At 53.6% G+C, this 20,013-nt stretch carries 16 protein-coding genes and 7 tRNA genes; 6 read left to right on the top strand and 17 right to left on the bottom strand.

Annotation, left to right across the window (positions count from 1 at the left end):
• Positions 1–78: 78 nt before the first annotated feature.
• Positions 79–1,503 carry a tRNA (N6-isopentenyl adenosine(37)-C2)-methylthiotransferase MiaB gene (gene miaB / locus AFL22_RS12770; RefSeq protein WP_010258951.1) on the bottom strand — a complete coding sequence of 475 codons (1,425 nt, stop codon included), beginning with the start codon at positions 1,501–1,503 and terminating at the stop codon, positions 79–81.
• A 172-nt stretch (positions 1,504–1,675) separates the two neighbouring features.
• On the opposite strand from miaB, the gene ubiF reads away from it, so the two are divergent.
• On the top strand, positions 1,676–2,848 hold the full coding sequence (gene ubiF / locus AFL22_RS12765; protein ID WP_050680187.1) for a 3-demethoxyubiquinol 3-hydroxylase: 1,173 nt from the start codon (positions 1,676–1,678) through the stop codon (positions 2,846–2,848).
• A 107-nt stretch (positions 2,849–2,955) separates the two neighbouring features.
• On the opposite strand, the gene AFL22_RS12760 is transcribed toward ubiF, so the two are convergent.
• From AFL22_RS12760 to nagB, 12 genes are all read right to left on the bottom strand, one after another.
• A tRNA-Gln gene (locus AFL22_RS12760) sits at positions 2,956–3,030 on the bottom strand.
• Positions 3,031–3,060: 30 nt separating this feature from the next.
• Positions 3,061–3,135: transfer RNA gene (locus AFL22_RS12755), tRNA-Gln, on the bottom strand.
• Positions 3,136–3,141: 6 nt separating this feature from the next.
• Positions 3,142–3,218: transfer RNA gene (locus tag AFL22_RS12750), tRNA-Met, on the bottom strand.
• Between the two features lie 22 nt (positions 3,219–3,240).
• Positions 3,241–3,315 (bottom strand) — tRNA-Gln (locus AFL22_RS12745).
• A gap of 34 nt (positions 3,316–3,349) precedes the next feature.
• Positions 3,350–3,424: transfer RNA gene (locus AFL22_RS12740), tRNA-Gln, on the bottom strand.
• Between the two features lie 22 nt (positions 3,425–3,446).
• A tRNA-Leu gene (locus tag AFL22_RS12735) sits at positions 3,447–3,531 on the bottom strand.
• 9 nt (positions 3,532–3,540) lie between these two features.
• Positions 3,541–3,617: transfer RNA gene (locus AFL22_RS12730), tRNA-Met, on the bottom strand.
• A gap of 218 nt (positions 3,618–3,835) precedes the next feature.
• Positions 3,836–5,503 carry an asparagine synthase B gene (gene asnB, locus AFL22_RS12725; protein WP_010671283.1) on the bottom strand — a complete coding sequence of 556 codons (1,668 nt, stop codon included), beginning with the start codon at positions 5,501–5,503 and terminating at the stop codon, positions 3,836–3,838.
• A gap of 307 nt (positions 5,504–5,810) precedes the next feature.
• Entirely contained in the window at positions 5,811–6,563 is a 753-nt protein-coding gene (locus tag AFL22_RS12720; protein ID WP_010260664.1) for an HAD-IIA family hydrolase, read from the bottom strand.
• Positions 6,564–6,602: 39 nt separating this feature from the next.
• Positions 6,603–7,823, bottom strand: coding sequence for an N-acetylglucosamine repressor (locus AFL22_RS12715; protein WP_010260667.1), 1,221 nt, complete (start codon positions 7,821–7,823; stop codon positions 6,603–6,605).
• Between the two features lie 7 nt (positions 7,824–7,830).
• Entirely contained in the window at positions 7,831–8,979 is a 1,149-nt protein-coding gene (gene nagA / locus AFL22_RS12710) for an N-acetylglucosamine-6-phosphate deacetylase (protein ID WP_052271535.1), read from the bottom strand.
• A gap of 62 nt (positions 8,980–9,041) precedes the next feature.
• Complete coding sequence (nagB, locus tag AFL22_RS12705; RefSeq protein WP_010260676.1) at positions 9,042–9,842, bottom strand: glucosamine-6-phosphate deaminase; 801 nt, start codon at positions 9,840–9,842, stop codon at positions 9,042–9,044.
• Between the two features lie 328 nt (positions 9,843–10,170).
• Here nagB and nagE point away from each other — a divergent pair, with 328 nt between their 5' ends.
• The 3 genes from nagE to AFL22_RS12690 all read left to right on the top strand — a co-directional run bounded on the left by nagE (position 10,171) and on the right by AFL22_RS12690 (position 14,649).
• The gene (gene nagE, locus AFL22_RS12700) at positions 10,171–12,198 is read left to right on the top strand and encodes an N-acetylglucosamine-specific PTS transporter subunit IIBC (protein WP_031293061.1); all 2,028 of its coding nucleotides are present in this window, start codon (positions 10,171–10,173) and stop codon (positions 12,196–12,198) included.
• A 152-nt stretch (positions 12,199–12,350) separates the two neighbouring features.
• Positions 12,351–14,018 (top strand): glutamine--tRNA ligase, encoded by a 1,668-nt coding sequence (gene glnS, locus AFL22_RS12695; RefSeq protein WP_010671287.1) that lies wholly within the window; start codon positions 12,351–12,353, stop codon positions 14,016–14,018.
• Between the two features lie 235 nt (positions 14,019–14,253).
• Complete coding sequence (locus AFL22_RS12690; protein ID WP_010260686.1) at positions 14,254–14,649, top strand: hypothetical protein; 396 nt, start codon at positions 14,254–14,256, stop codon at positions 14,647–14,649.
• Positions 14,650–14,719: 70 nt separating this feature from the next.
• Here AFL22_RS12690 and fur read toward each other — a convergent pair whose 3' ends face one another.
• The 4 genes from fur to ybfF all read right to left on the bottom strand — a co-directional run bounded on the left by fur (position 14,720) and on the right by ybfF (position 17,383).
• Positions 14,720–15,163: a ferric iron uptake transcriptional regulator gene (fur, locus tag AFL22_RS12685; protein WP_009091454.1), complete on the bottom strand. Its 444-nt coding sequence runs from the start codon at positions 15,161–15,163 to the stop codon at positions 14,720–14,722.
• Positions 15,164–15,511: 348 nt separating this feature from the next.
• A complete protein-coding gene (gene fldA, locus AFL22_RS12680; RefSeq protein ID WP_010671288.1) occupies positions 15,512–16,042 on the bottom strand; it encodes a flavodoxin FldA in 531 nt (176 codons plus the stop codon).
• 132 nt (positions 16,043–16,174) lie between these two features.
• Positions 16,175–16,450: a LexA regulated protein gene (gene ybfE, locus AFL22_RS12675; protein WP_010260688.1), complete on the bottom strand. Its 276-nt coding sequence runs from the start codon at positions 16,448–16,450 to the stop codon at positions 16,175–16,177.
• A 168-nt stretch (positions 16,451–16,618) separates the two neighbouring features.
• A complete protein-coding gene (gene ybfF / locus AFL22_RS12670) occupies positions 16,619–17,383 on the bottom strand; it encodes an esterase (RefSeq protein WP_033766681.1) in 765 nt (254 codons plus the stop codon).
• A gap of 250 nt (positions 17,384–17,633) precedes the next feature.
• Here ybfF and seqA point away from each other — a divergent pair, with 250 nt between their 5' ends.
• On the top strand, positions 17,634–18,182 hold the full coding sequence (seqA, locus tag AFL22_RS12665; protein ID WP_010260690.1) for a replication initiation negative regulator SeqA: 549 nt from the start codon (positions 17,634–17,636) through the stop codon (positions 18,180–18,182).
• A 26-nt stretch (positions 18,183–18,208) separates the two neighbouring features.
• Positions 18,209–19,849 (top strand): phosphoglucomutase (alpha-D-glucose-1,6-bisphosphate-dependent), encoded by a 1,641-nt coding sequence (gene pgm / locus AFL22_RS12660; RefSeq protein ID WP_010260692.1) that lies wholly within the window; start codon positions 18,209–18,211, stop codon positions 19,847–19,849.
• The last annotated feature ends 164 nt before the right edge of the window (positions 19,850–20,013 follow it).

The following is a 20,013-nucleotide window of genomic DNA, read 5'->3' as shown; positions in this document are numbered from 1 at the left end:
CGACACTTTCAGAAAGCAAGTGGTGCAAAGTGAAATTGGCGGCAACGCGATGCGCGCTGCCGCACAGTAAAGCAGGCATCACGGCTGGAACAGACTCACGCCGATTTCGTTTTCTTTACGGGTACGGGCGATCACGGACGCCGGGCTTTCCGCCATGCGCAGCCCCATCTCTTCTTCAGTACGCACCAGTTTGCCGCGCAGCGAGTTGGTGTAGACATCGACAATCTCAACATCCACAAAGCGGCCGATCATTTCAGGCGAGCCTTCGAAATTTACTACGCGGTTATTTTCGGTGCGGCCAGAGACTTCCATCACGTTCTTGCGGGAGATGCCTTCCACCAGAATACGCTGCACTGTGCCCACCATGCGGCGACTGATCGCCTGCGCCTGCTGGTTAATGCGGTCCTGCAGGATCCACAGACGCTGCTTTTTCTCCTCTTCGCTGACATCATCCGGCAGGTCAGCGGCGGGCGTGCCGGGACGGGCAGAGTAGATAAAGCTGAAGCTGACGTCGAAATTGATCTCGGCGATAAGCTTCATGGTCTGCTCGAAATCCTGCTGAGTTTCACCGGGGAAACCAATGATAAAGTCAGAGCTGATCTCAATATCCGGGCGCGCCGCGCGCAGCTTGCGGATAATCGACTTATACTCCAGCGCGGTATGAGCACGCTTCATCAGCGTCAGAATACGGTCTGATCCACTCTGAACCGGCAGGTGCAGGAAGCTCACCAGTTCCGGCGTATCGCGGTAGACCTCGATAATGTCATCGGTGAACTCAATCGGGTGGCTGGTGGTGAAGCGAATGCGGTCGATACCGTCGATGGCGGCGACCAGGCGCAGCAGCTCAGCGAAGGTACAGATTTCACCATCAAAGGTGGCACCACGATAGGCGTTAACGTTCTGGCCAAGCAGGTTAACTTCACGCACGCCCTGCGCCGCCAGCTGAGCGATCTCCAGCAGAATGTCATCGCTGGGACGGCTCACTTCCTCGCCACGGGTGTAAGGCACCACGCAGAAAGTACAATATTTGTTGCAGCCTTCCATGATGGAGACAAAGGCCGTCGGGCCGTCTGCGCGCGGTTCCGGCAGGCGATCAAATTTCTCGATTTCCGGGAAGCTGATGTCGACCACCGGGCTTTTGGTGCCGCGCACGGTGTTGATCATCTCCGGCAGGCGGTGCAGTGTCTGCGGACCAAAAACGATATCCACGCAGGGCGCACGCTGGCGGATATGATCCCCTTCCTGCGACGCCACGCAGCCGCCCACGCCGATAATCACATCCGGGTTGCGCTCTTTGAGTTTTCTCCAGCGTCCCAGCAGGTGGAATACCTTCTCCTGCGCTTTCTCACGAATAGAACAGGTGTTAAGCAGCAGAATATCCGCCTCTTCAGGAACCTCGGTCAGCGTATAGCCGTGCGTACTGTTCAGCAGATCAGACATCTTGGATGAATCATACTCATTCATCTGACATCCCCAGGTTTTGATATGCAGTTTTTTTGTCATCGCGCTAACCATTGATTCAGTGCAGTGAAGTGCGGGGCGCGTATTGTAATGCTTTGATGCTGTTGTGACCAGCCTCAGGGCTTTTCTGCCAGCAATCCGGTTTTCCGGTACACTTTGCTTTATTCAGACCCGTGTTGCGCAGGCTGGCGGGAATAAGAGAGGGACATAAGCAATGCAGGATAATCAGTTTGATGTAGTGATTGTTGGCGGTGGCATGGTCGGTGCGGCGCTGGCCTGTGGACTGACGCAGCAACATTTTCGCGTTGCGGTCATTGAGCGTGCCGAACCCGCGCCTTTTGATGCCGACAGCGATCCCGATCTGCGAATTTCGGCGATTGGGTCATCCTCGGTGGGGTTGCTGAAGCAGCTCAACGTCTGGCCACGGGTAGAGGCGATGCGCAGCGCGCCCTATCGCAGGCTGGAAACCTGGGAGTGGCAGACGGCGCAGGTGAGTTTTGATGCGGCCTCGCTGGGGCTGCCCGAGCTGGGCTTTATGGTCGAGAACAGCGTGCTTCAGCGGGCGCTATGGGAGGAGATGCAGTCGCTGGGCGTGACCTGCTATTGCCCGGCCACACTGGAGAACCTGCAGCCAGAAAATGGCGGCTGGCGCATCGACCTCAACGACGACGTTGCCTTACACACCCGCCTGGTGGTTGGGGCTGATGGCGCGAACTCTCAGGTGCGACAGATGGCCGGGATTGGTATTCATGGCTGGAGCTATGCGCAATCCTGTTTACTGATCAGCGTGACCTGCGAACATCCGGCAGGCGATGCGACCTGGCAGCACTTTACGCCTCAGGGACCGCGCGCCTTTTTACCGCTGTATGGCAACCGGGCCTCGCTGGTCTGGTATGACGCGCCTGCAAGAGTCCGCCAGCTACAGGCGATGCCGATGGCCCAGCTGGAAAAAGAGATAGCCAGCCACTTCCCGGCGCGGCTGGGACGTTTTAAAGCCCATGCGGCTGGCGGCTTCCCGCTGGTACGGCGTCACGCTTCACGGTATGTCCTGCCAGGACTGGCGCTGGTCGGTGATGCCGCGCATACCATTAATCCGCTGGCCGGGCAGGGCGTGAATCTGGGCTATCGCGATATTGATGCGTTGATTAATGTGCTGGTCAGCGCACGCGGTGCGGCGGAAGATTGGGCATCCGAGCGCGTATTGCAGCGCTATCATCGGCAACGTCGTAAAGACAATATGCTGATGCAGGGCGGTATGGATCTGTTCTATTTTGCCTTCAGCAATCAGCTGGCACCGCTGCGGTTTGCACGTAATCTCGGATTGATTGCCGCCGAACATTCCGGGGTACTGAAGCGGCAGGTATTGCGCTACGCGCTGGGGTTATAGCAGATTGCGCATGTCGGCTCGCCATACGGCGGGCCTGCAATCAGGAAATCAGGAAGGGGAACGACAAAAACAACAAAGCCCGCAAAAGCGGGCCAGGTTGTGCAATTTGGCTGGGGTGCAGGGATTCGAACCCCGGAATGCTGGTATCAGAAACCAGTGCCTTACCGCTTGGCGACACCCCAATAATGGTGTTTTTCAAATTGTCTTTTGTATGGCTGGGGTGCAGGGATTCGAACCCCGGAATGCTGGTATCAGAAACCAGTGCCTTACCGCTTGGCGACACCCCAATTATATGGTGGCTACGACGGGAATCGAACCTGTGACCCCAGCATTATGAGTGCTGTGCTCTAACCAGCTGAGCTACGTAGCCAAATTGTACTGCATTTCAATGATGGCTGGGATACCTGGATTCGAACCAGGGAATGCCGGTATCAAAAACCGGTGCCTTACCGCTTGGCGATATCCCATTCGTCCGTTCTCAGCCTCGAGAATCATCGAAATTGGCTGGGATACCTGGATTCGAACCAGGGAATGCCGGTATCAAAAACCGGTGCCTTACCGCTTGGCGATATCCCATCCACGCTGCCGAATAATGAAATGGTGCGGGAGGCGAGACTTGAACTCGCACACCTTGCGGCGCCAGAACCTAAATCTGGTGCGTCTACCAATTTCGCCACTCCCGCAAAAAAAGATGGTGGCTACGACGGGAATCGAACCTGTGACCCCAGCATTATGAGTGCTGTGCTCTAACCAGCTGAGCTACGTAGCCATCTTTTTTTCGCGTTACCTTCATCGGCGTTGCGGGGCGCATTATGCGGAGTTGACCAGACAGCGTCAACAATTTTTTTACCGTTTTTTGCCAGGTAATCGCTGTTTGACTGGCTTATAACCAGCCTGGATGTTTATTCGGCAATTTTTCAGTGAATACAACGCTAATCGTAAAAAAAATGGGCCACAACGGGCCCATTCTGGTTGCTTTCTGCCGGCTTATTTATAGGCTGACTGATGCACACCCACGGCACGACCAGAGGGATCGTCCATGTTTTTAAACGCTTCATCCCATTCAATCGCTTTGGCTGAAGAACAGGCGACCGATGGACCGCCAGGCACACACTCTGCCGCGCTCGCCAACGGGAACAGCTCTTCAAAGATCTCACGATAGAGATAGGCTTCTTTCGAACCCGGCGTGTTGAACGGGAAGCGGAAGTGAGCGGTAGCCAGCTGCTGATCGCTGATTTGCTTCGCAGCCACTTCTTTCAGTGAGTCGATCCAGCTGTAACCCACGCCATCCGAGAACTGCTCTTTCTGACGCCACGCCACGCTCTCCGGCAGGTAAGAGGAGAAACATTCACGCAGAATGTGCTTCTCCATTTTACCGTTGCTGCCACACATTTTATCGGCCGGGTTAATACGCATCGCCACATCCAGGAATTTTTTATCCAGGAACGGTACGCGGGCTTCAACGCCCCAGGCGGACATCGCTTTGTTGGCACGGGCGCAGTCGAACATATGCAGCGCCTGCAGTTTACGTACGTTTTCTTCGTGGAACTCTTTGGCGTTTGGCGCCTTGTGGAAATAGAGATAGCCGCCGAAGACTTCATCTGCGCCTTCGCCCGACAGCACCATCTTAATGCCCATCGCTTTAATTTTACGCGACATTAAGTACATTGGCGTAGAGGCACGAATGGTGGTGACGTCATAGGTTTCAATGTGATAAATCACATCGCGAATGGCATCCAGACCTTCCTGCACGGTGAAATGAATTTCATGGTGTACGGTGCCCAGATGCTCCGCCACCGATTTCGCCGCTTTTAAGTCGGGTGAACCTTCCAGTCCTACCGCGAAGGAGTGCAGCTGTGGCCACCACGCATCACTTTTATCCTGATCTTCAACCCGCTTCGCCGCGTAACGCTTGGTCACGGCTGAAATGATGGAAGAGTCCAGACCGCCTGACAGCAGCACGCCGTAAGGCACATCTGACATCAGGTGGCTTTTCACGGACTCTTCCAGCGCATGTTTCAGGCCAGCGGCGTCGGTGGTGTTGTGCTCAACGTTTTTATATTCCATCCAGTCGCGCTGCCAGTAACGGCGGATCTCGCCATCGGTGCTGGAGAGGTAGCTTCCCGGCGGGAACTCTTTGATTGAACGGCAGGCAGGCACCAGCGCTTTCATTTCTGAAGCAACAAACAGGTTGCCATGCTCATCGTTACCCATATAGAGCGGGATGATGCCGATGTGGTCGCGACCAATCAGGTACGTTTTTTTAACGGTGTCATAGAGGATAAAGGCGAACATGCCTTCCAGCTCATCAAGGAAATCGACACCTTTCTCCTGATAGAGCGCCAGAATCACTTCACAGTCAGAACCGGTCTGAAACGCGTAGCGATCGCTGAGTTCAGCGCGCAGTGCCTGATGGTTATAAATTTCGCCGTTAACTGCCAGTACGTGGGTGTGATCGGCGTTGTACAGCGGCTGTGCGCCATTGTTAACGTCAACAATTGAGAGACGTTCATGCGCCAGAATAGCATGGTCATCGGCGTAGACGCCTGACCAGTCCGGGCCGCGATGACGCATTAAGCGTGAACATTCCAGCGCTTTTTTGCGCAGCTCAACAGGATCGGTTTTCAGATCCAGCACACCAAAAATTGAACACATAACTGACTCCTGAGCTCACCTTACGGCGATGTTTTCTTTTGCGTTTGTCCGGCAGCCTGATGCTGCGTGATACATAAGAAAATGCGCTATTTGGTGCATTCAATGCAAGAGGAATCGTGATTTACTGATAAAAAGATTGCTTGCATGGCAATAAAATTAAATAAACGATAATTTTAAAGCCGTTTCGTTGCTGGATCAGCAATAAAATAGCTTTTGTGAGCAGAAATCAGACAGTAAAAGTGGGAGATATAGCGCAAAAAGGGGTGACGCATCACAGATTAGCCGGATGCGTCATAAGAGAAATGAATCAGAACAGGTCAATATCGGCCACAGAAGGGTAGATCCAGTCCGGACGGAACGGCATGGCATCGATATCACTCAGCGTCGAGACGCCGGAGAGCACCAGCACCGTCTCCAGACCCGCCTGAAAACCGGCCAGAATATCGGTTCGCAGATTGTCACCGACAATCACGGTCTCTTCCGAGTGGGCCTGCATTTTGTTCAGCGCGGCGCGCATGATGTAGGGGCTGGGCTTGCCGACAACAAACGGGCGACGGCCTGATATCTTCTCAATACCCGCACAGAGTGCGCCACAGGCAGGAATAAAACCGCGCGCATGGGTATCCGGATTGGTGGCAATAAAGCGAGCGCCATTAGCCACGAAGAAGGCCGCTTTATGCATCATGTCCCAGTTAAACGAGCGCGTCTCTCCGACAATGACAAAATCTGGATTCACATCGGTAATGGTAAAGCCCGCTTTGTAGAGTTCATGAATCAGTGCGCCCTCACCAATCACATACGCCTTTTTGCCCTCCTGACGGCGCAGGAAGTCGGCGGTTGCCATTGCGGAGGTATAGAAAACGGAGTCGGGCACCTCGACACCGGCCGAGGCAAAGCGGTTTGCCAGATCCTGCTCGGTTTGCGAGGGATAGTTCGTCAGCACCACCAGCGGCATCTCTTTGGCCAGAATGCGCTGTAAAAACTCCTGTGCGCCGGGAACGGCCGTGTTGTCGTGCATCAGCACGCCATCGATATCACAAATTACGCTTTTAATGGTCATAGTCAGATCCGATATGGCCCGCCACAGCAGCGGGTTAGCTTAGTCTTCCAGAAGATGTTGCAGCAGAATGCCGTTAAGCATGGCACGTTTAGCGAGCGCAAAGGCGCCAATAGCGGAACGATGATCCAGGGTGGAACGCACGACCGGCAGATTTTTACGGAAGGCCTCTAATGCCTGAGTATTAATGCAGCCCTCAATCGCGGGCAGCAGCACTTTTTCTGCTTCAGTGATCTCACCCGCCAGCACCACTTTTTGCGGATTAAACAGGTTGATCGCAATCGCGATAGCTTTGCCAAGATAACGGCCAACGTGCTCAACCACTTCGCAGGCCAGTGCATCACCCTGATTGGCCGCTTTGCAGATGTGAGATATCTGGCACGCCTCCAGCGTCAGTACGCTGGGATAGCCCTGATTCAGCAGATGGCGTACCCGATTTTCAATGGCGCCGTTGGCGGCAATAGTCTCAAGGCAGCCAAAGTTGCCGCAGTGACAGCGCTCGCCAAGCGGGTCGACCTGAATATGGCCGATCTCGCCAACGTTGCCGTTGCTGCCGAGAAAAATATGGCCGTTGGCAATAATGCCGGCGCCCGTGCCCCGGTGTAAACGCACCAGAATTGAGTCAGCACAGTCGCGGCTTGCACCGAAATAGTGCTCAGCCAGCGCCAGGCTGCGAATATCATGACCTACAAAACTGGTAACGTTAAAACGTTTTTTCAGACTGGCGACCAGCGGCCAGCGGCTGACAGAGATGTGTGGCATATAGCGGATCACGCCGTTAATCGGATCAACCAGCCCTGGCAGGATCACTGAAATCGCGATCAGCTCGCGAATTTTACGCTGGTGCTGCTCAATGAAGCTGCTGATGGCGTTAAACAGCGCATGTTCCAGCGTCTCCTGGGTGCGTTCCGGCAGCGCATAATCTTCCTGCGCCAGCGATTTACCGCTGAGGTCAAACAGAGTCAGGGTGGCGTCGTTGCGTCCGAGGCGGACGCCGATGGTATGGAAATGGCGGGTTTCAGTGATAATGGAGATGGCGCGGCGACCACCGGTAGACGCCTGCTGGTCTACCTCTTTGATCAGGCCGCGCTCAATCAACTGACGGGTAATTTTGGTGACGCTGGCGGGCGCGAGCTGGCTAAGTTCGGCAATCTGAATGCGCGATATCGGCCCCTGTTGATCAATCAGCCGGTAAACCGCTGCGCTATTGAGTTGCTTAACAAGATCGACATTTCCTATTTGTGACTGGCCGCCAGTGGTCATTCAGTGCTTACTCGCTCAGGACGTCGTCTCCGTTGACAAACGTCTTTATGATTTTAAAGTCGCGCGTAAACACAGTCAGGTTCGCGATTTTTCCTGCTTCGATCGAGCCTGACTGCCTTTCCACGCCCATCGCCCGTGCCGGGTAGAGTGTTGCCATACGCAACGCTTCGTCCAGTGCGATCCCTGCATGCTCAACGCTGTTTTGTACCGCTTCAATCATCGTCAGGGCAGAACCACTTAATGTGCCGTTTTCGTCGACACAGAGCCCATCGCGATAATAGATTGTTTTGCCTGCAAAAATAAACTCGCTTATGTCTGCGCCAGCCGGTGCAGTGGCATCCGTGACCAGCACCAGTTTGTCGCCTTTGATGCGTTTTGCATTGCGCACGTTAGCGTAATGTACATGTAAACCGTCCGCAATAATGCCGCAGTATACATCAGGCGAATCAAACAGCGCACCGATAAGCCCGGGTTCACGTCCGGCAAAGGTGGGCATGGCGTTGTAGAGGTGCGTCGCGAAACTCACACCAGCAGAAAAGCCCGCTTTAGCCTCTTCATAGGTCGCATTCGAGTGACCGGCTGAGACAATAATCCCGGCATCAGTCAATTGACGAATCACATCGCTACCCGCATTTTCAGGGGCAAGCGTGACTTTGGTGATGACGTCCGCGTTGTCACACAGGTACTGCACCATTGCCGCATCCGGCAGGCGAATCAGCGCCGGATCGTGGGTGCCTTTTTTCGCTTTGCTCAGCCAGGGCCCTTCCAGATGCAGACCCAGCGCCTGATTCTGATGTTTCTGCAGGTAGGCGCGCATGGTTTCAATCGCCCGCTTCATCAGGGCGTCGCTGCTGGTTATCAGCGTCGGTAAAAAGCTGGTGCAGCCAGACTTTTCATTGGCGCGCTGCATCGTTTCCAGCGTTTCAATGCTGAGCGCCTCAAGGCTGTCATTGAACTGCACGCCACCGCAGCCATTTAGCTGGAGATCGATAAAGCCTGGCGCAATATTCGCCCCTGCCATATCCCGCTGCTCAATATCCGCCGGGAGGGCTTCACGTGGACAGACGCGCGCAATACGCTCATCGGCAACCACCACCGCGTGATTATCCAGAACCTCATGGCCACTGTAGATTCGACCGTTAACTAATGCGTACATCTCTCTTCTCCCGTCCTGGCCTGCTGTCACTCAGCGTAACAGCAGGGCATGACAATGTTCTGTTACACGCCTTTCATATTTTCCGCTTCCATTTCGCGGAAATATTTCACGGTTTTCACTTTCAGTTCCATGGTGGCCGGCTCATCGCACACTACCACCGATTTCGCGTGCAGCTGCAGGCAGCTGATGGTCCACATATGATTAACGTTGCCTTCAACCGCCGCCTGTAATGCCTGCGCTTTAACATGGCCGGTAACCAGAATCATCACTTCCTCTGCATCCAGCAGCGTACCGACGCCGACCGTCAGCGCATATTTAGGCACCTGATCAACATCACCGTTAAAGAAGCGGGAGTTCGCCACGCGGGTGTCATGGGTCAGGGTTTTAATGCGGGTACGGGAAGCGAGAGAGGAAGCCGGTTCGTTAAAGGCGATATGACCGTCGTTGCCAACGCCGCCCATGAACAGGTGAATTTTACCCAGCGCGCGAATTTTCTCTTCGTACTGACGACATTCTGCGTCAATATCGGGGGCATTACCATTCAGCAGGTTGATATTTTCCGGTTGAATATCAACGTGATCGAAGAAATTGCGATACATGAAGCTGTGATAGCTCTCAGGATGCTCTTTTGGCAGGCCAACATATTCATCCATATTGAATGTCACGACGTTTTTAAAACTGACCTGGCCCGCTTTGTGCATATCAATCAGGTGTTTGTACGCTTCCAGTGGCGTACCGCCGGTTGGCAGCCCCAGGACAAAAGGTTTATCCGCCGTCGGGTTAAACGCATTGATACGATTAACAATATGTCGGGCGGCCCATTTTCCCACCTGGGTTGGTGTCGCTAAAGGAATCAGTCTCATGTTTCACCTCAATTGAAAATAGAAAGGGGATGGCTAAGCCGTTGCGTGAGTCACCAATCTGAACAGATGATTCATTGTCGCCATGGCCAGCGCATAATTCAATATTTCGGATCATAAAATAAGTTTACGGTCATAGCCAGATGTTGCCGTATGAAACGATGTTTTTTAGTGATAAAAATCACATTTACCAGGCTTTTAATTTGCGAGGCGAATTAATTTATCATTACACTTCGCTGCGTGATATGAAGTGTATTAACGATCTTTGCAGCTGACATAACAACATTAAGCAGCGCAAAGCGACAAGTCAGGCTCATAGGGGGAAGGGGATATGTTAGGTTACTTACAAAAGGTGGGGCGCGCACTGATGGTGCCGGTAGCAACCCTGCCAGCAGCAGCGATATTAATGGGCGTGGGCTACTGGATCGATCCAGACAGCTGGGGCGCAGGTAATGCGCTGGCGGCATTGCTGATCAAATCTGGTGCTGCCATCATTGAAAACATGTCAGTGCTGTTTGCGATTGGTGTCGCGTATGGCATGTCGAAAGATAAAGATGGTGCGGCAGCCCTGACCGGCTTTGTCGGATTCCTGGTAGTCACCACGCTCTGCTCACCGGCCGCGGTGGCGATGATACAGAAGATGCCGGTTGACCAGGTACCTGTGGCGTTTGGCAAAATTAATAACCAGTTTGTCGGTATTCTGGTCGGTATCCTGTCGGCGGAGGTCTATAACCGCTTCAGCCACGTCGAGCTGCCGAAAGCACTCTCCTTCTTCAGCGGACGGCGACTGGTGCCGATACTGGTCTCGTTCCTGATGATCCTGGTCGCCTTTATCCTGATGTATATCTGGCCGGTTATCTTTAACGGTCTGGTGGGCTTTGGTGAACATATCCAGAAGCTCGGCTCTGCCGGTGCCGGTATCTACGCCTTCTTTAACCGCCTGCTGATTCCGGTCGGTCTGCATCACGCCCTGAACTCGGTGTTCTGGTTCGATGTTGCGGGCATTAATGACATTCCTAAATTCCTTGGCGGTGCACAGTCACTGGCTGACGGATCGGCAACTGTCGGCATCACCGGTCGTTATCAGGCGGGCTTCTTCCCGATCATGATGTTTGGTCTGCCGGGTGCTGCGCTGGCTATCTACCACTGTGCGCGTCCTGAGAACCGCGTCAAAGTGGGTAGTATCATGCTGGCCGCGGCGTTTGCTGCCTTCTTTACGGGTATTACCGAACCGCTGGAGTTCTCCTTCATGTTCGTGGCACCCGTGCTTTATCTGATCCACGCCGTCCTGACCGGTATTTCTGTCTTCATCGCTGCCAGCATGCACTGGATTGCCGGATTTGGTTTCAGCGCCGGGCTGGTGGATATGGTGCTGTCGACCCGTAATCCGCTGGCGACACACTGGTACATGCTGATCCCGCAGGGTCTGGTCTTCTTCGTTATCTATTATGTGGTGTTCCGCTTTACCATCAAAAAATTCAACCTGATGACGCCGGGCCGCGAGCTGGCGGTTGATGGTGATGAAACTGATGGTTATGACGTTAACGTTGATAAAACGGATAGCGGTGAAAGTGCCACAGAGTCACTGGCGCGCCGCTACATTGGGGCGATTGGTGGTTCAGCTAACTTAACCAGTATCGATGCCTGTATCACCCGTCTGCGTCTTAACGTGAATGACTCGGCGCAGGTGAATGAGGCGGTTGCTAAGCGCCTTGGCGCGTCCGGCGTGATCCGTCTTAACAAACAGAGCGTGCAGATCATCGTAGGTACCCAGGCAGAAAGCATCGCCTCGGCCATGAAAAAAGTGCTGACCAAAGGTCCGGTCGCTGCAGCGGCTACCAGCAGTGCGCCGGCCGAGCCGGACGTTAAACCGCAGGCGGTGCTGAACAGTGAGAAGCAGGTCATCGCCACGCTGCTGGCGCCGGTCAGCGGTGAAGTCGTGGCGCTGGATGATGTGCCGGATGAAGCCTTTGCCAGCAAAGCGGTGGGCGACGGTCTGGCGATCAAGCCCAGCGACAAATGGGTAGTGGCACCGATTGCCGGTACGCTGGTGAAAATCTTTAACACCAATCATGCCTTCTGTCTGGAAACCGACAATGGCGTGGAGATTGTGGTGCACATGGGGCTGGATACCGTGGCGCTGGAAGGTAAAGGCTTTACCCGTCTGGTTGAAGAGGGGGCCAGCGTGGTCGCCGGTCAGCGAGTACTGGAGATGGACCTTGAATTCCTTAACGCCAATGCCCGCTCAATGGTGAGTCCGGTCGTGGTCAGCAACAGCGACGATTTCGCCGGTCTGACTTTACTGGCACAGGGTCAGGTAATAGCAGGGGAAACCCCGCTGTATGAAGTGAAAGGCTAATCCCCGCAACAGAACCCCACAGGCAGGAAGCGATTCCTGCCTTTTTTGTTTTAAAGGCTTAACAAACGGTTGTTTCCCTCAGACGCTTTGTGGATCATACTCCGTTACTTCGTGGTACAAATCACCCGTTATTCGTATTGAGGATTTTTGAGATGAGTGAGGCTGAAGCCCGCCCAACTAACTTTATTCGTCAGATCATTGACGAAGATTTGGCGAGCGGTAAGCACAGCAGCGTGCATACCCGTTTTCCGCCGGAGCCCAATGGCTATCTGCATATTGGTCATGCGAAATCGATCTGTCTGAATTTTGGCATCGCCCAGGACTATCAGGGGCAATGCAACCTGCGTTTCGACGATACCAATCCGGTTAAAGAGGATATGGAATTCGTTGAATCCATCAAGCGTGACGTTCAGTGGCTGGGTTTTGAGTGGAGCGGTGAGGTCTGTTACTCATCAAACTATTTCGATCAGCTCTACAACTATGCCATCGAGCTGATTTCCAAAGGACTGGCCTACGTTGATGAACTGAGTCCGGATGAGATTCGTGAATATCGCGGCACCCTGAAAGAGCCGGGTAAAAACAGCCCTTATCGCGATCGCAGCGTGGAAGAGAATCTGGCGCTGTTTGAGAAGATGCGAAACGGTGAGTTTGCCGAAGGCACCGCCTGTCTGCGCGCCAAAATCGACATGGCCTCTAATTTCATCGTGATGCGCGATCCGGTGCTTTACCGCATCAAGTTCGCGGAACACCACCAGACCGGCAATAAGTGGTGCATCTACCCGATGTATGACTTTACCCACTGCATCTCCGATGCGCTGGAAGGCATTACGCACTCGCTCTGTACGCTGGAGTTTCAGGACAACCGCCGTCTCTATGACTGGGTGCTGGACAACATCACTATTCCGGTTCATCCGCGTCAGTATGAATTCTCGCGCCTGAATCTGGAGTATGCGGTGATGTCGAAACGTAAACTCACTCAGCTGGTGACCGAGAAGCACGTAGAAGGGTGGGACGATCCGCGCATGCTGACCGTTTCAGGTCTGCGTCGCCGTGGTTACACCGCCGCTTCTATCCGTGAGTTCTGTCGTCGTATTGGCGTGACCAAGCAGGATAACATCGTGGAGATGGCCTCGCTGGAGTCCTGTATCCGTGATGATCTTAACGAGAATGCGCCCCGCGCCATGGCGGTTTTAGATCCGCTTAAAGTGGTGATCGAAAACCTGCCAGCAGGCCATAGCGAAATCGTCACCATGCCAAATCATCCGGGTAAACCGGAGATGGGCACGCGTGAAGTGCCGTTCAGCCGCGAGATCTGGATCGATCGCGCGGATTTCCGTGAAGAGGCGAACAAACAATATAAGCGTCTGGTGCTGGGCAAAGAAGTCCGCCTGCGTAACGCCTATGTGATTCGTGCTGAGCGGGTCGCCAAAGATGAAGCGGGCAACATTACCTGCATCTACTGCACCAGCGATGTTGATACACTGAGCAAAGATCCAGCCGATGGCCGCAAAGTCAAAGGCGTGATTCACTGGGTTTCTGCGGATCACGCGCAGCCAGCTGAGTTCCGCCTGTATGACCGTCTGTTCAGTGTGCCAAACCCGGCTGCTGCAGAGGATTTCCTGGCGGTCATTAATCCTGAGTCACTGACCATCAAAAACGGCTTTGTTGAACCCAGCCTGCGCGATGTAGAACCGACAACACCGTTTCAGTTTGAACGTGAAGGTTATTTCTGCGCCGACAGCGTTTACTCGAAACCGACGCAACTGGTGTTTAACCGCACCGTCGGTCTTCGTGATACCTGGACCAAAACGGGCGAATAAATTTTTTGAGGCTGACCTCATAAAATGACAAAAGGGCGATTTATCGCCCTTTTTTATTGCCCCGATTTTTACCATCGCCGACGTTTATTCTGCACTAACCACAACCGGTTCAATACCGCCTTGTGGGAGTAATCTGAGTTTAAAAAAATTAATCAATTTCAGGATGTGAATTGTCAGCTTTCAGGTAGGCTATCCGCTCTCAGAGGTTGCAAAGCGGGTTACAGAAGGAAAAAAAATGACAGTTCTCGCCCAGGAAGCCAAACACAGTGTCGTCGTTTTACATCAGCTCATTGAACGTATTTTTAATCAGCCAGCCGGATCTGACGACAGTTTCCAGCTGCTGATGTCCTATTTTCATCCTGAATTTCGCATGGTGACCCCAAAGGGCAAAGAGTATAATCTGAACGAGGTCGAGGATCTTTTCCAGCAGTTACAAGGGCAGCGGGAAGGGATGCGCATTGCCACCTGTGAACATGTCATTCTCTCTCATCATGAAAAAGAGATCGTCGTACAGTATCGCGAAATGCAGATGATGAACGGCAATAACCAGAGCCGCATTTCGCTGGCCATTCTGGATTGCAGCAGCTCCATTCCACGCTGGCGCTATCTGCAGGAGACGCTGGTCGCCTGAGGTGAGGGCAGAAAACAGACAAAAAAAACCGGTGAATTCACCGGTTTTTTTATTTCAGGCCGCGCCAGCGTTACTGGTCGTGCAGCGTTTCGTCTTCACGGCAATCGCCCAGCGTGCAGTGTCCATAGAGATAGAGGCTGTGGTTGGTCAGCTTGATGCCATGGCGGGTCGCGATTTCACGCTGACGCGTTTCAATCGATTCGTCGCTGAACTCGATAACCTTGCCGCAATCCAGGCAGATCAGGTGATCGTGGTGATGCTGCTGCGTCAGTTCGAAGACAGACTTGCCGCCTTCAAAGTTGTGACGAGTCACAATACCGGCATCATCAAACTGGTTCAGAACACGGTAAACGGTCGCCAGGCCAATCTCTTCGCCAATGTCGATCAGGCGTTTATACAAATCTTCCGCACTGACGTGATGGCACTCAGGTTCCTGAAGCACTTCCAGAATTTTCAGTCTGGGCAGCGTTACTTTCAGGCCAGCCTTCTTTAATGCGGTGTTGTTGTCAGTCATGCGGATTTTGTCCTGTTACTAATATTCACTTTTGTGGCTTATCGCCTTGAATGTCGATCTGTGCTCATTCTCATTTGCGTCTCATTATAGAACTGAAGCGATGAAATGAAAACCAGAGGGCGTGTCAGAATCATCATGGGCTATTGGGGGTTCGTCACCGGGCCGGGGAAGATTCTGACAGAGGTCTGTTAGCACATCACTTAGTCTTGCCGCCTGAGAAAATAAGCGGAAGATCGATGCGGGTATTCTACAGATTAAACGGAGAAAGTTAAAAAAATGTGGCTATTATTTCTATAGGCATTTTCATTGCCTCAATGTGAGCTGGCGCTCACATTGAGTCGGGCAGGATCAGGCTTCGATGATCTCTTTCAGCTGCAGTTCATCAAAAATCTGCTTAACCCACTGCTCCACACGCTGGCTGGTCAGCTCAGGCTGGCGATCTTCGTCAATGGCCAGGCCCAGGAAGTGGGTATCATCGGCCAGGCCTTTCGAGGCTTCGAAGTGGTAGCCTTCAGTTGGCCAGTGTCCGACAATCACGGCACCGTGCGGTTCGATAATGTCGCGAATCGTGCCCATGGCATCACAGAAATACTCTGCGTAATCTTCCTGGTCGCCACAGCCAAACAGCGCAACCAGCTTGCCGTTAAAATCGATCTCTTCCAGCGTCGGGAAAAAGTCATCCCAGTCGCACTGCGCTTCGCCGTAGTACCAGGTCGGAATACCCAGCAGCAGGATATCAAACGCTTCCAGATCTTCTTTTGTGCTTTTTGCGATGTCATGGACTTCTGCAACATCTGTACCCAGCTGTTTCTGGATCATTTTTGCAATGTTTTCGGTATTGCCGGTATCGCTGCCGAAGAAGATGCCTACGAGTGCCATGAGTAAAATAACCTCTTAAATCCTGATGATGAGATGTGTGCCGCAGCACATTTCAGCGAATAATAGCAGACGAGAGAAAACCGGTGAACGGTTAAAGCCCCGACATTTGCCTCTGCGTGCGATTTGCCCGCATTAATCCAGTTTGAGCTGTGCCAGTAGCATCTGTTCTATCAGTTCGCTACGGCTGAGATTGCGCTGTTCTGCCAGCGTATTGAGTGCATCGACGGCGTCACTGTTCATTTTCAGTTCGACACGACGAAGCCCGCGTCCTTTGTCACGTTTCAGTTGATTGCGCTTGTTAATGCGCAGCTGTTCATCACGCGAAAGCGGACTGGTTTTGGGTCGACCAGGGCGGCGCTCATCAGCAAAGAGATCGAGCGTCGTGCGGTCAGTCTGTTCTTTTGCCATGGCTTAGTAAAACTGAATGGGGGCGGGCGCCAGACACTCACCGCGCAGATTATAAATTATTGGCCATTGCCGCAGCAAAACTGACCCGCGGCAAAATTTTAGCGCGCCATCATACTTCACGCTTACGCCGGACGCCAATCCTAAACCTTTACCGCCATCTATTTGCTTTTAAAGCGCAAAAAAGCGACGGACACTGCGCAAAACGGCATCGGGTTTCTCTGCATGAACCCAGTGTCCTGCGCCACCGATCACATGCGCCTGAGCGGCCGGGAACTGCTGCAGCAACGCATCGCGATAGCTGTTATCCAGGTAGCTGGAGTCGCCGCCGCGAATAAACAGCGCCGGGTGATTCCAGGCGGGAACCGGCTGCCAGCCAGAGATCGTGGTGTAGTTATCCCACAGCACCGGAACGTTGAAGCGCCACTCCCCCTCCTGGAAGGATTTCAGCAGGAACTGGATCACCCCTTCTTCCTCTATCAGCGTTCGCATGACCTTCGCCGCCTCGCTGCGGGATGAGACGCCCGCATCGGTGACGGCACGAATGCCGGCAAATATCTGGTCATGACGGCGCGTCTGGTAATCCACCGGGGCGATATCGATCATCACCAGACGCTCAATGCGTTCCGGCACCAGCGCGCTCATGGTCATGGCGATTTTACCGCCCATCGAGTGTCCGATCACCGCGACGCGATCAATGCCATGTGCATCCAGTGTTTCGACCATATCCTGCGCCATTACAGCGTAGTTCATCTCGTCGGATCGTGGTGAAAGTCCGTGGTTGCGGACATCTACCTGCAGCAACGGACCGGCATCTTTCAGCCCGCGCGCCAGCACGCCAAGGTTATCGAGACTGCCAAACAGACCGTGAATAAGCAGGATGGGCAGAGAATCAGCAGGGGATTGTTCAGTTTGCAGACGGGCGTTCAAAATCATAGCAAAGTTCTTAAGTTTGAGACCTGAGCTTAGGTTATCATGGTTTCACCTTTTCAGGCGCGCCGGTTCCGGCGGCATTAGGACATATTCTGACTTTTGCCCGTAAACCGTTTGATTGCTAACAACCCGCCTGACTTTAACTTTATAATCCTGATGTTAGAACCCACACACCCTTTGAATTGCCTGACTATACTCAGAGCTTTTCAGGAAACAGGTGGTTCTGTCATGAGAAAGAACCGTACGGAATAAGATGAAAACGATCGAAGTTGACGAAGAGCTCTACCGTTATATTGCCAGCCACACGCAACACATTGGTGAAAGCGCATCCGACATTCTGCGTCGTATGCTGAAGTTCACGGCCGGTCAGACTGCACCCGCTTCGCCTGCACAGCCAGCCTCAAAAGATGCAGCGAAAGAGTCCCAGCCTGCGTCTGTGGGTTCGCGCCCGCAGGATCGTGTCCGCGCGGTGCGCGAGCTGCTGCTTTCTGATGAATATGCGGAGCAGAAGCGGGCGGTGAATCGCTTTATGCTTATCTTGTCAACGCTCTATCGTCTTGATACCGCAGCCTTTGCTGAAGCTACTGCATCTCTGCAGGGCCGCACCCGCGTCTATTTTGCAGGTGATGAGCATACGCTGTTGCAGAATGGCACCCATACTAAGCCGAAGCATGTGCCCGGCACGCCGTACTGGGTGATCACCAACACCAATACTGGTCGTAAATGCAGCATGATCGAACACATCATGCTCTCGATGCAGTTCCCTGCGGAACTGACCGAGAAAGTTTGCGGCACCATTTAAAACTTAAGCGTCAGGGAGCAGCGCCAATGGCCAATCACCCACGTGCCGGGCAACCCGCCCAGCAGAGCGATTTGATTAACGTTGCACAATTAACGTCACAATATTATGTCCTGCAGCCCGATGTGGCGAACCCGGAACATGCGGTGAAATTTGGCACTTCCGGCCATCGCGGCAGTGCAGGGCGTCAAAGCTTCAACGAGATGCACATTCTGGCGATCGCTCAGGCGATTGCCGAAGAGCGTAAAAAGAATGGTATCACCGGGCCTTGCTACGTCGGTAAAGACACCCATGCGCTGTCTGAACCCGCCATCCTGTCTGTTCTGGAAGTGCTGGCGGCAAACGGCGTTGATGTGATCGTGCAGCAGGATAATGGCTATACGCCGACCCCTGCGATCTCGAATGCGATTCTTGAGCACAACAAAGCGGGTGGCGCGCTGGCGGACGGCATCGTGATTACGCCGTCGCATAACCCACCGGAAGATGGCGGCATCAAGTACAACCCACCTAACGGCGGACCTGCTGATACCAACGTCACCAAAGTGGTTGAAGATCGTGCCAATCAGCTGATCAAAGATGGCCTTAAAGAGGTGAAACGTCTGCCGCTGGAGCAGGCGATGGCCAGCGGTCATGTGGTCGAAAAAGATCTGATCCAGCCTTATGTTGAAGGTCTGGCAGAGATTATCGACTTCCCGGCGATTCAGAAAGCGGGCCTGAAGCTGGGTGTGGATCCACTGGGTGGTTCCGGTATTGCTTACTGGCAGCGTATTGCTGAGCACTACAAGCTGGATCTGACGCTGGTGAATGACGCGGTCGATCAGACCTTCCGCTTTATGCATCTGGATAAAGATGGCGTGGTCCGCATGGACTGCTCGTCTGAAAGCGCAATGGCAGGCCTGCTGGCTTACCGTGACAAGTTCGATCTGGCGTTCGGCAACGATCCCGATTATGACCGTCACGGCATTGTGACCCCGGCGGGTCTGATGAATCCAAACCACTATCTGGCGGTGGCGATCAACTATCTGTTCCAGCACCGTCCACAGTGGGGTCAGGATGTTGCCGTGGGTAAAACCCTGGTCTCCAGCGCCATGATTGACCGTGTGGTCAACGACATTGGTCGCAAGCTGGTGGAAGTGCCGGTGGGTTTCAAATGGTTTGTTGATGGTCTGTATGACGGCAGCCTCGGTTTCGGTGGCGAAGAGAGCGCAGGCGCTTCATTCCTGCGTTTCGACGGTACGCCGTGGTCTACGGACAAAGATGGCATCATCATGTGTCTGCTGGCCGCTGAAATTACTGCCGTAACCGGTAAAAATCCGCAGCAACACTATGACGAACTGGCAGCGCGCTTTGGCGCACCAAGCTACAACCGTCTGCAGGCATCAGCCACCTCAGCGCAGAAAGCCGCGCTGTCGAAGCTGTCACCGGAGATGGTCAGCGCTGATACGCTGGCGGGTGATCCTATCACCGCTCGTCTGACTGCCGCGCCAGGTAATGGTGCATCTATCGGCGGTCTGAAAGTGATGACGGAGAATGGCTGGTTTGCTGCCCGTCCTTCAGGCACCGAAGACGCTTACAAAATCTACTGTGAAAGCTTCCTGGGCGCTGAGCACCGCGCGCAGATTGAGAAAGAAGCCGTTGAGATTGTCAGCGAAGTGCTGAAAAACGCCTGATTAGTCGGGCAGATAAAGAGGCGCATCGCGCGCCTCAGAGCTGCTGACAAACTCACATCAGGGTAAATCTGACCGCAACGGATTTATTTAACGCGCAGGGAACAGGGTCAGAAGAGGAAAGCGTCCCACGCCATGGATGGCGTGGGCCGAGCGTGTCAGCTACC

The organism is Pantoea sp. CFSAN033090 (assembly GCF_001264395.1).
Classification (GTDB): domain Bacteria; phylum Pseudomonadota; class Gammaproteobacteria; order Enterobacterales; family Enterobacteriaceae; genus Pantoea; species Pantoea agglomerans.
This window is presented reverse-complemented; position numbering and strand designations above follow the sequence as displayed.

Excerpts from the sequence above, each read along its gene's own strand:
- miaB (WP_010258951.1), bottom strand. The coding sequence starts at position 1,503 with ATGACAAAAAAACTGCATATCAAAACCTGGGGATGTCAGATGAATGAG.
- ubiF (WP_050680187.1), top strand. The coding sequence starts at position 1,676 with ATGCAGGATAATCAGTTTGATGTAGTGATTGTTGGCGGTGGCATGGTC.
- asnB (WP_010671283.1), bottom strand. The coding sequence starts at position 5,503 with ATGTGTTCAATTTTTGGTGTGCTGGATCTGAAAACCGATCCTGTTGAG.
- AFL22_RS12720 (WP_010260664.1), bottom strand. The coding sequence starts at position 6,563 with ATGACCATTAAAAGCGTAATTTGTGATATCGATGGCGTGCTGATGCAC.
- AFL22_RS12715 (WP_010260667.1), bottom strand. The coding sequence starts at position 7,823 with ATGACCACTGGCGGCCAGTCACAAATAGGAAATGTCGATCTTGTTAAG.
- nagA (WP_052271535.1), bottom strand. The coding sequence starts at position 8,979 with ATGTACGCATTAGTTAACGGTCGAATCTACAGTGGCCATGAGGTTCTG.
- nagB (WP_010260676.1), bottom strand. The coding sequence starts at position 9,842 with ATGAGACTGATTCCTTTAGCGACACCAACCCAGGTGGGAAAATGGGCC.
- nagE (WP_031293061.1), top strand. The coding sequence starts at position 10,171 with ATGTTAGGTTACTTACAAAAGGTGGGGCGCGCACTGATGGTGCCGGTA.
- glnS (WP_010671287.1), top strand. The coding sequence starts at position 12,351 with ATGAGTGAGGCTGAAGCCCGCCCAACTAACTTTATTCGTCAGATCATT.
- AFL22_RS12690 (WP_010260686.1), top strand. The coding sequence starts at position 14,254 with ATGACAGTTCTCGCCCAGGAAGCCAAACACAGTGTCGTCGTTTTACAT.
- fur (WP_009091454.1), bottom strand. The coding sequence starts at position 15,163 with ATGACTGACAACAACACCGCATTAAAGAAGGCTGGCCTGAAAGTAACG.
- fldA (WP_010671288.1), bottom strand. The coding sequence starts at position 16,042 with ATGGCACTCGTAGGCATCTTCTTCGGCAGCGATACCGGCAATACCGAA.
- ybfE (WP_010260688.1), bottom strand. The coding sequence starts at position 16,450 with ATGGCAAAAGAACAGACTGACCGCACGACGCTCGATCTCTTTGCTGAT.
- ybfF (WP_033766681.1), bottom strand. The coding sequence starts at position 17,383 with ATGATTTTGAACGCCCGTCTGCAAACTGAACAATCCCCTGCTGATTCT.
- seqA (WP_010260690.1), top strand. The coding sequence starts at position 17,634 with ATGAAAACGATCGAAGTTGACGAAGAGCTCTACCGTTATATTGCCAGC.
- pgm (WP_010260692.1), top strand. The coding sequence starts at position 18,209 with ATGGCCAATCACCCACGTGCCGGGCAACCCGCCCAGCAGAGCGATTTG.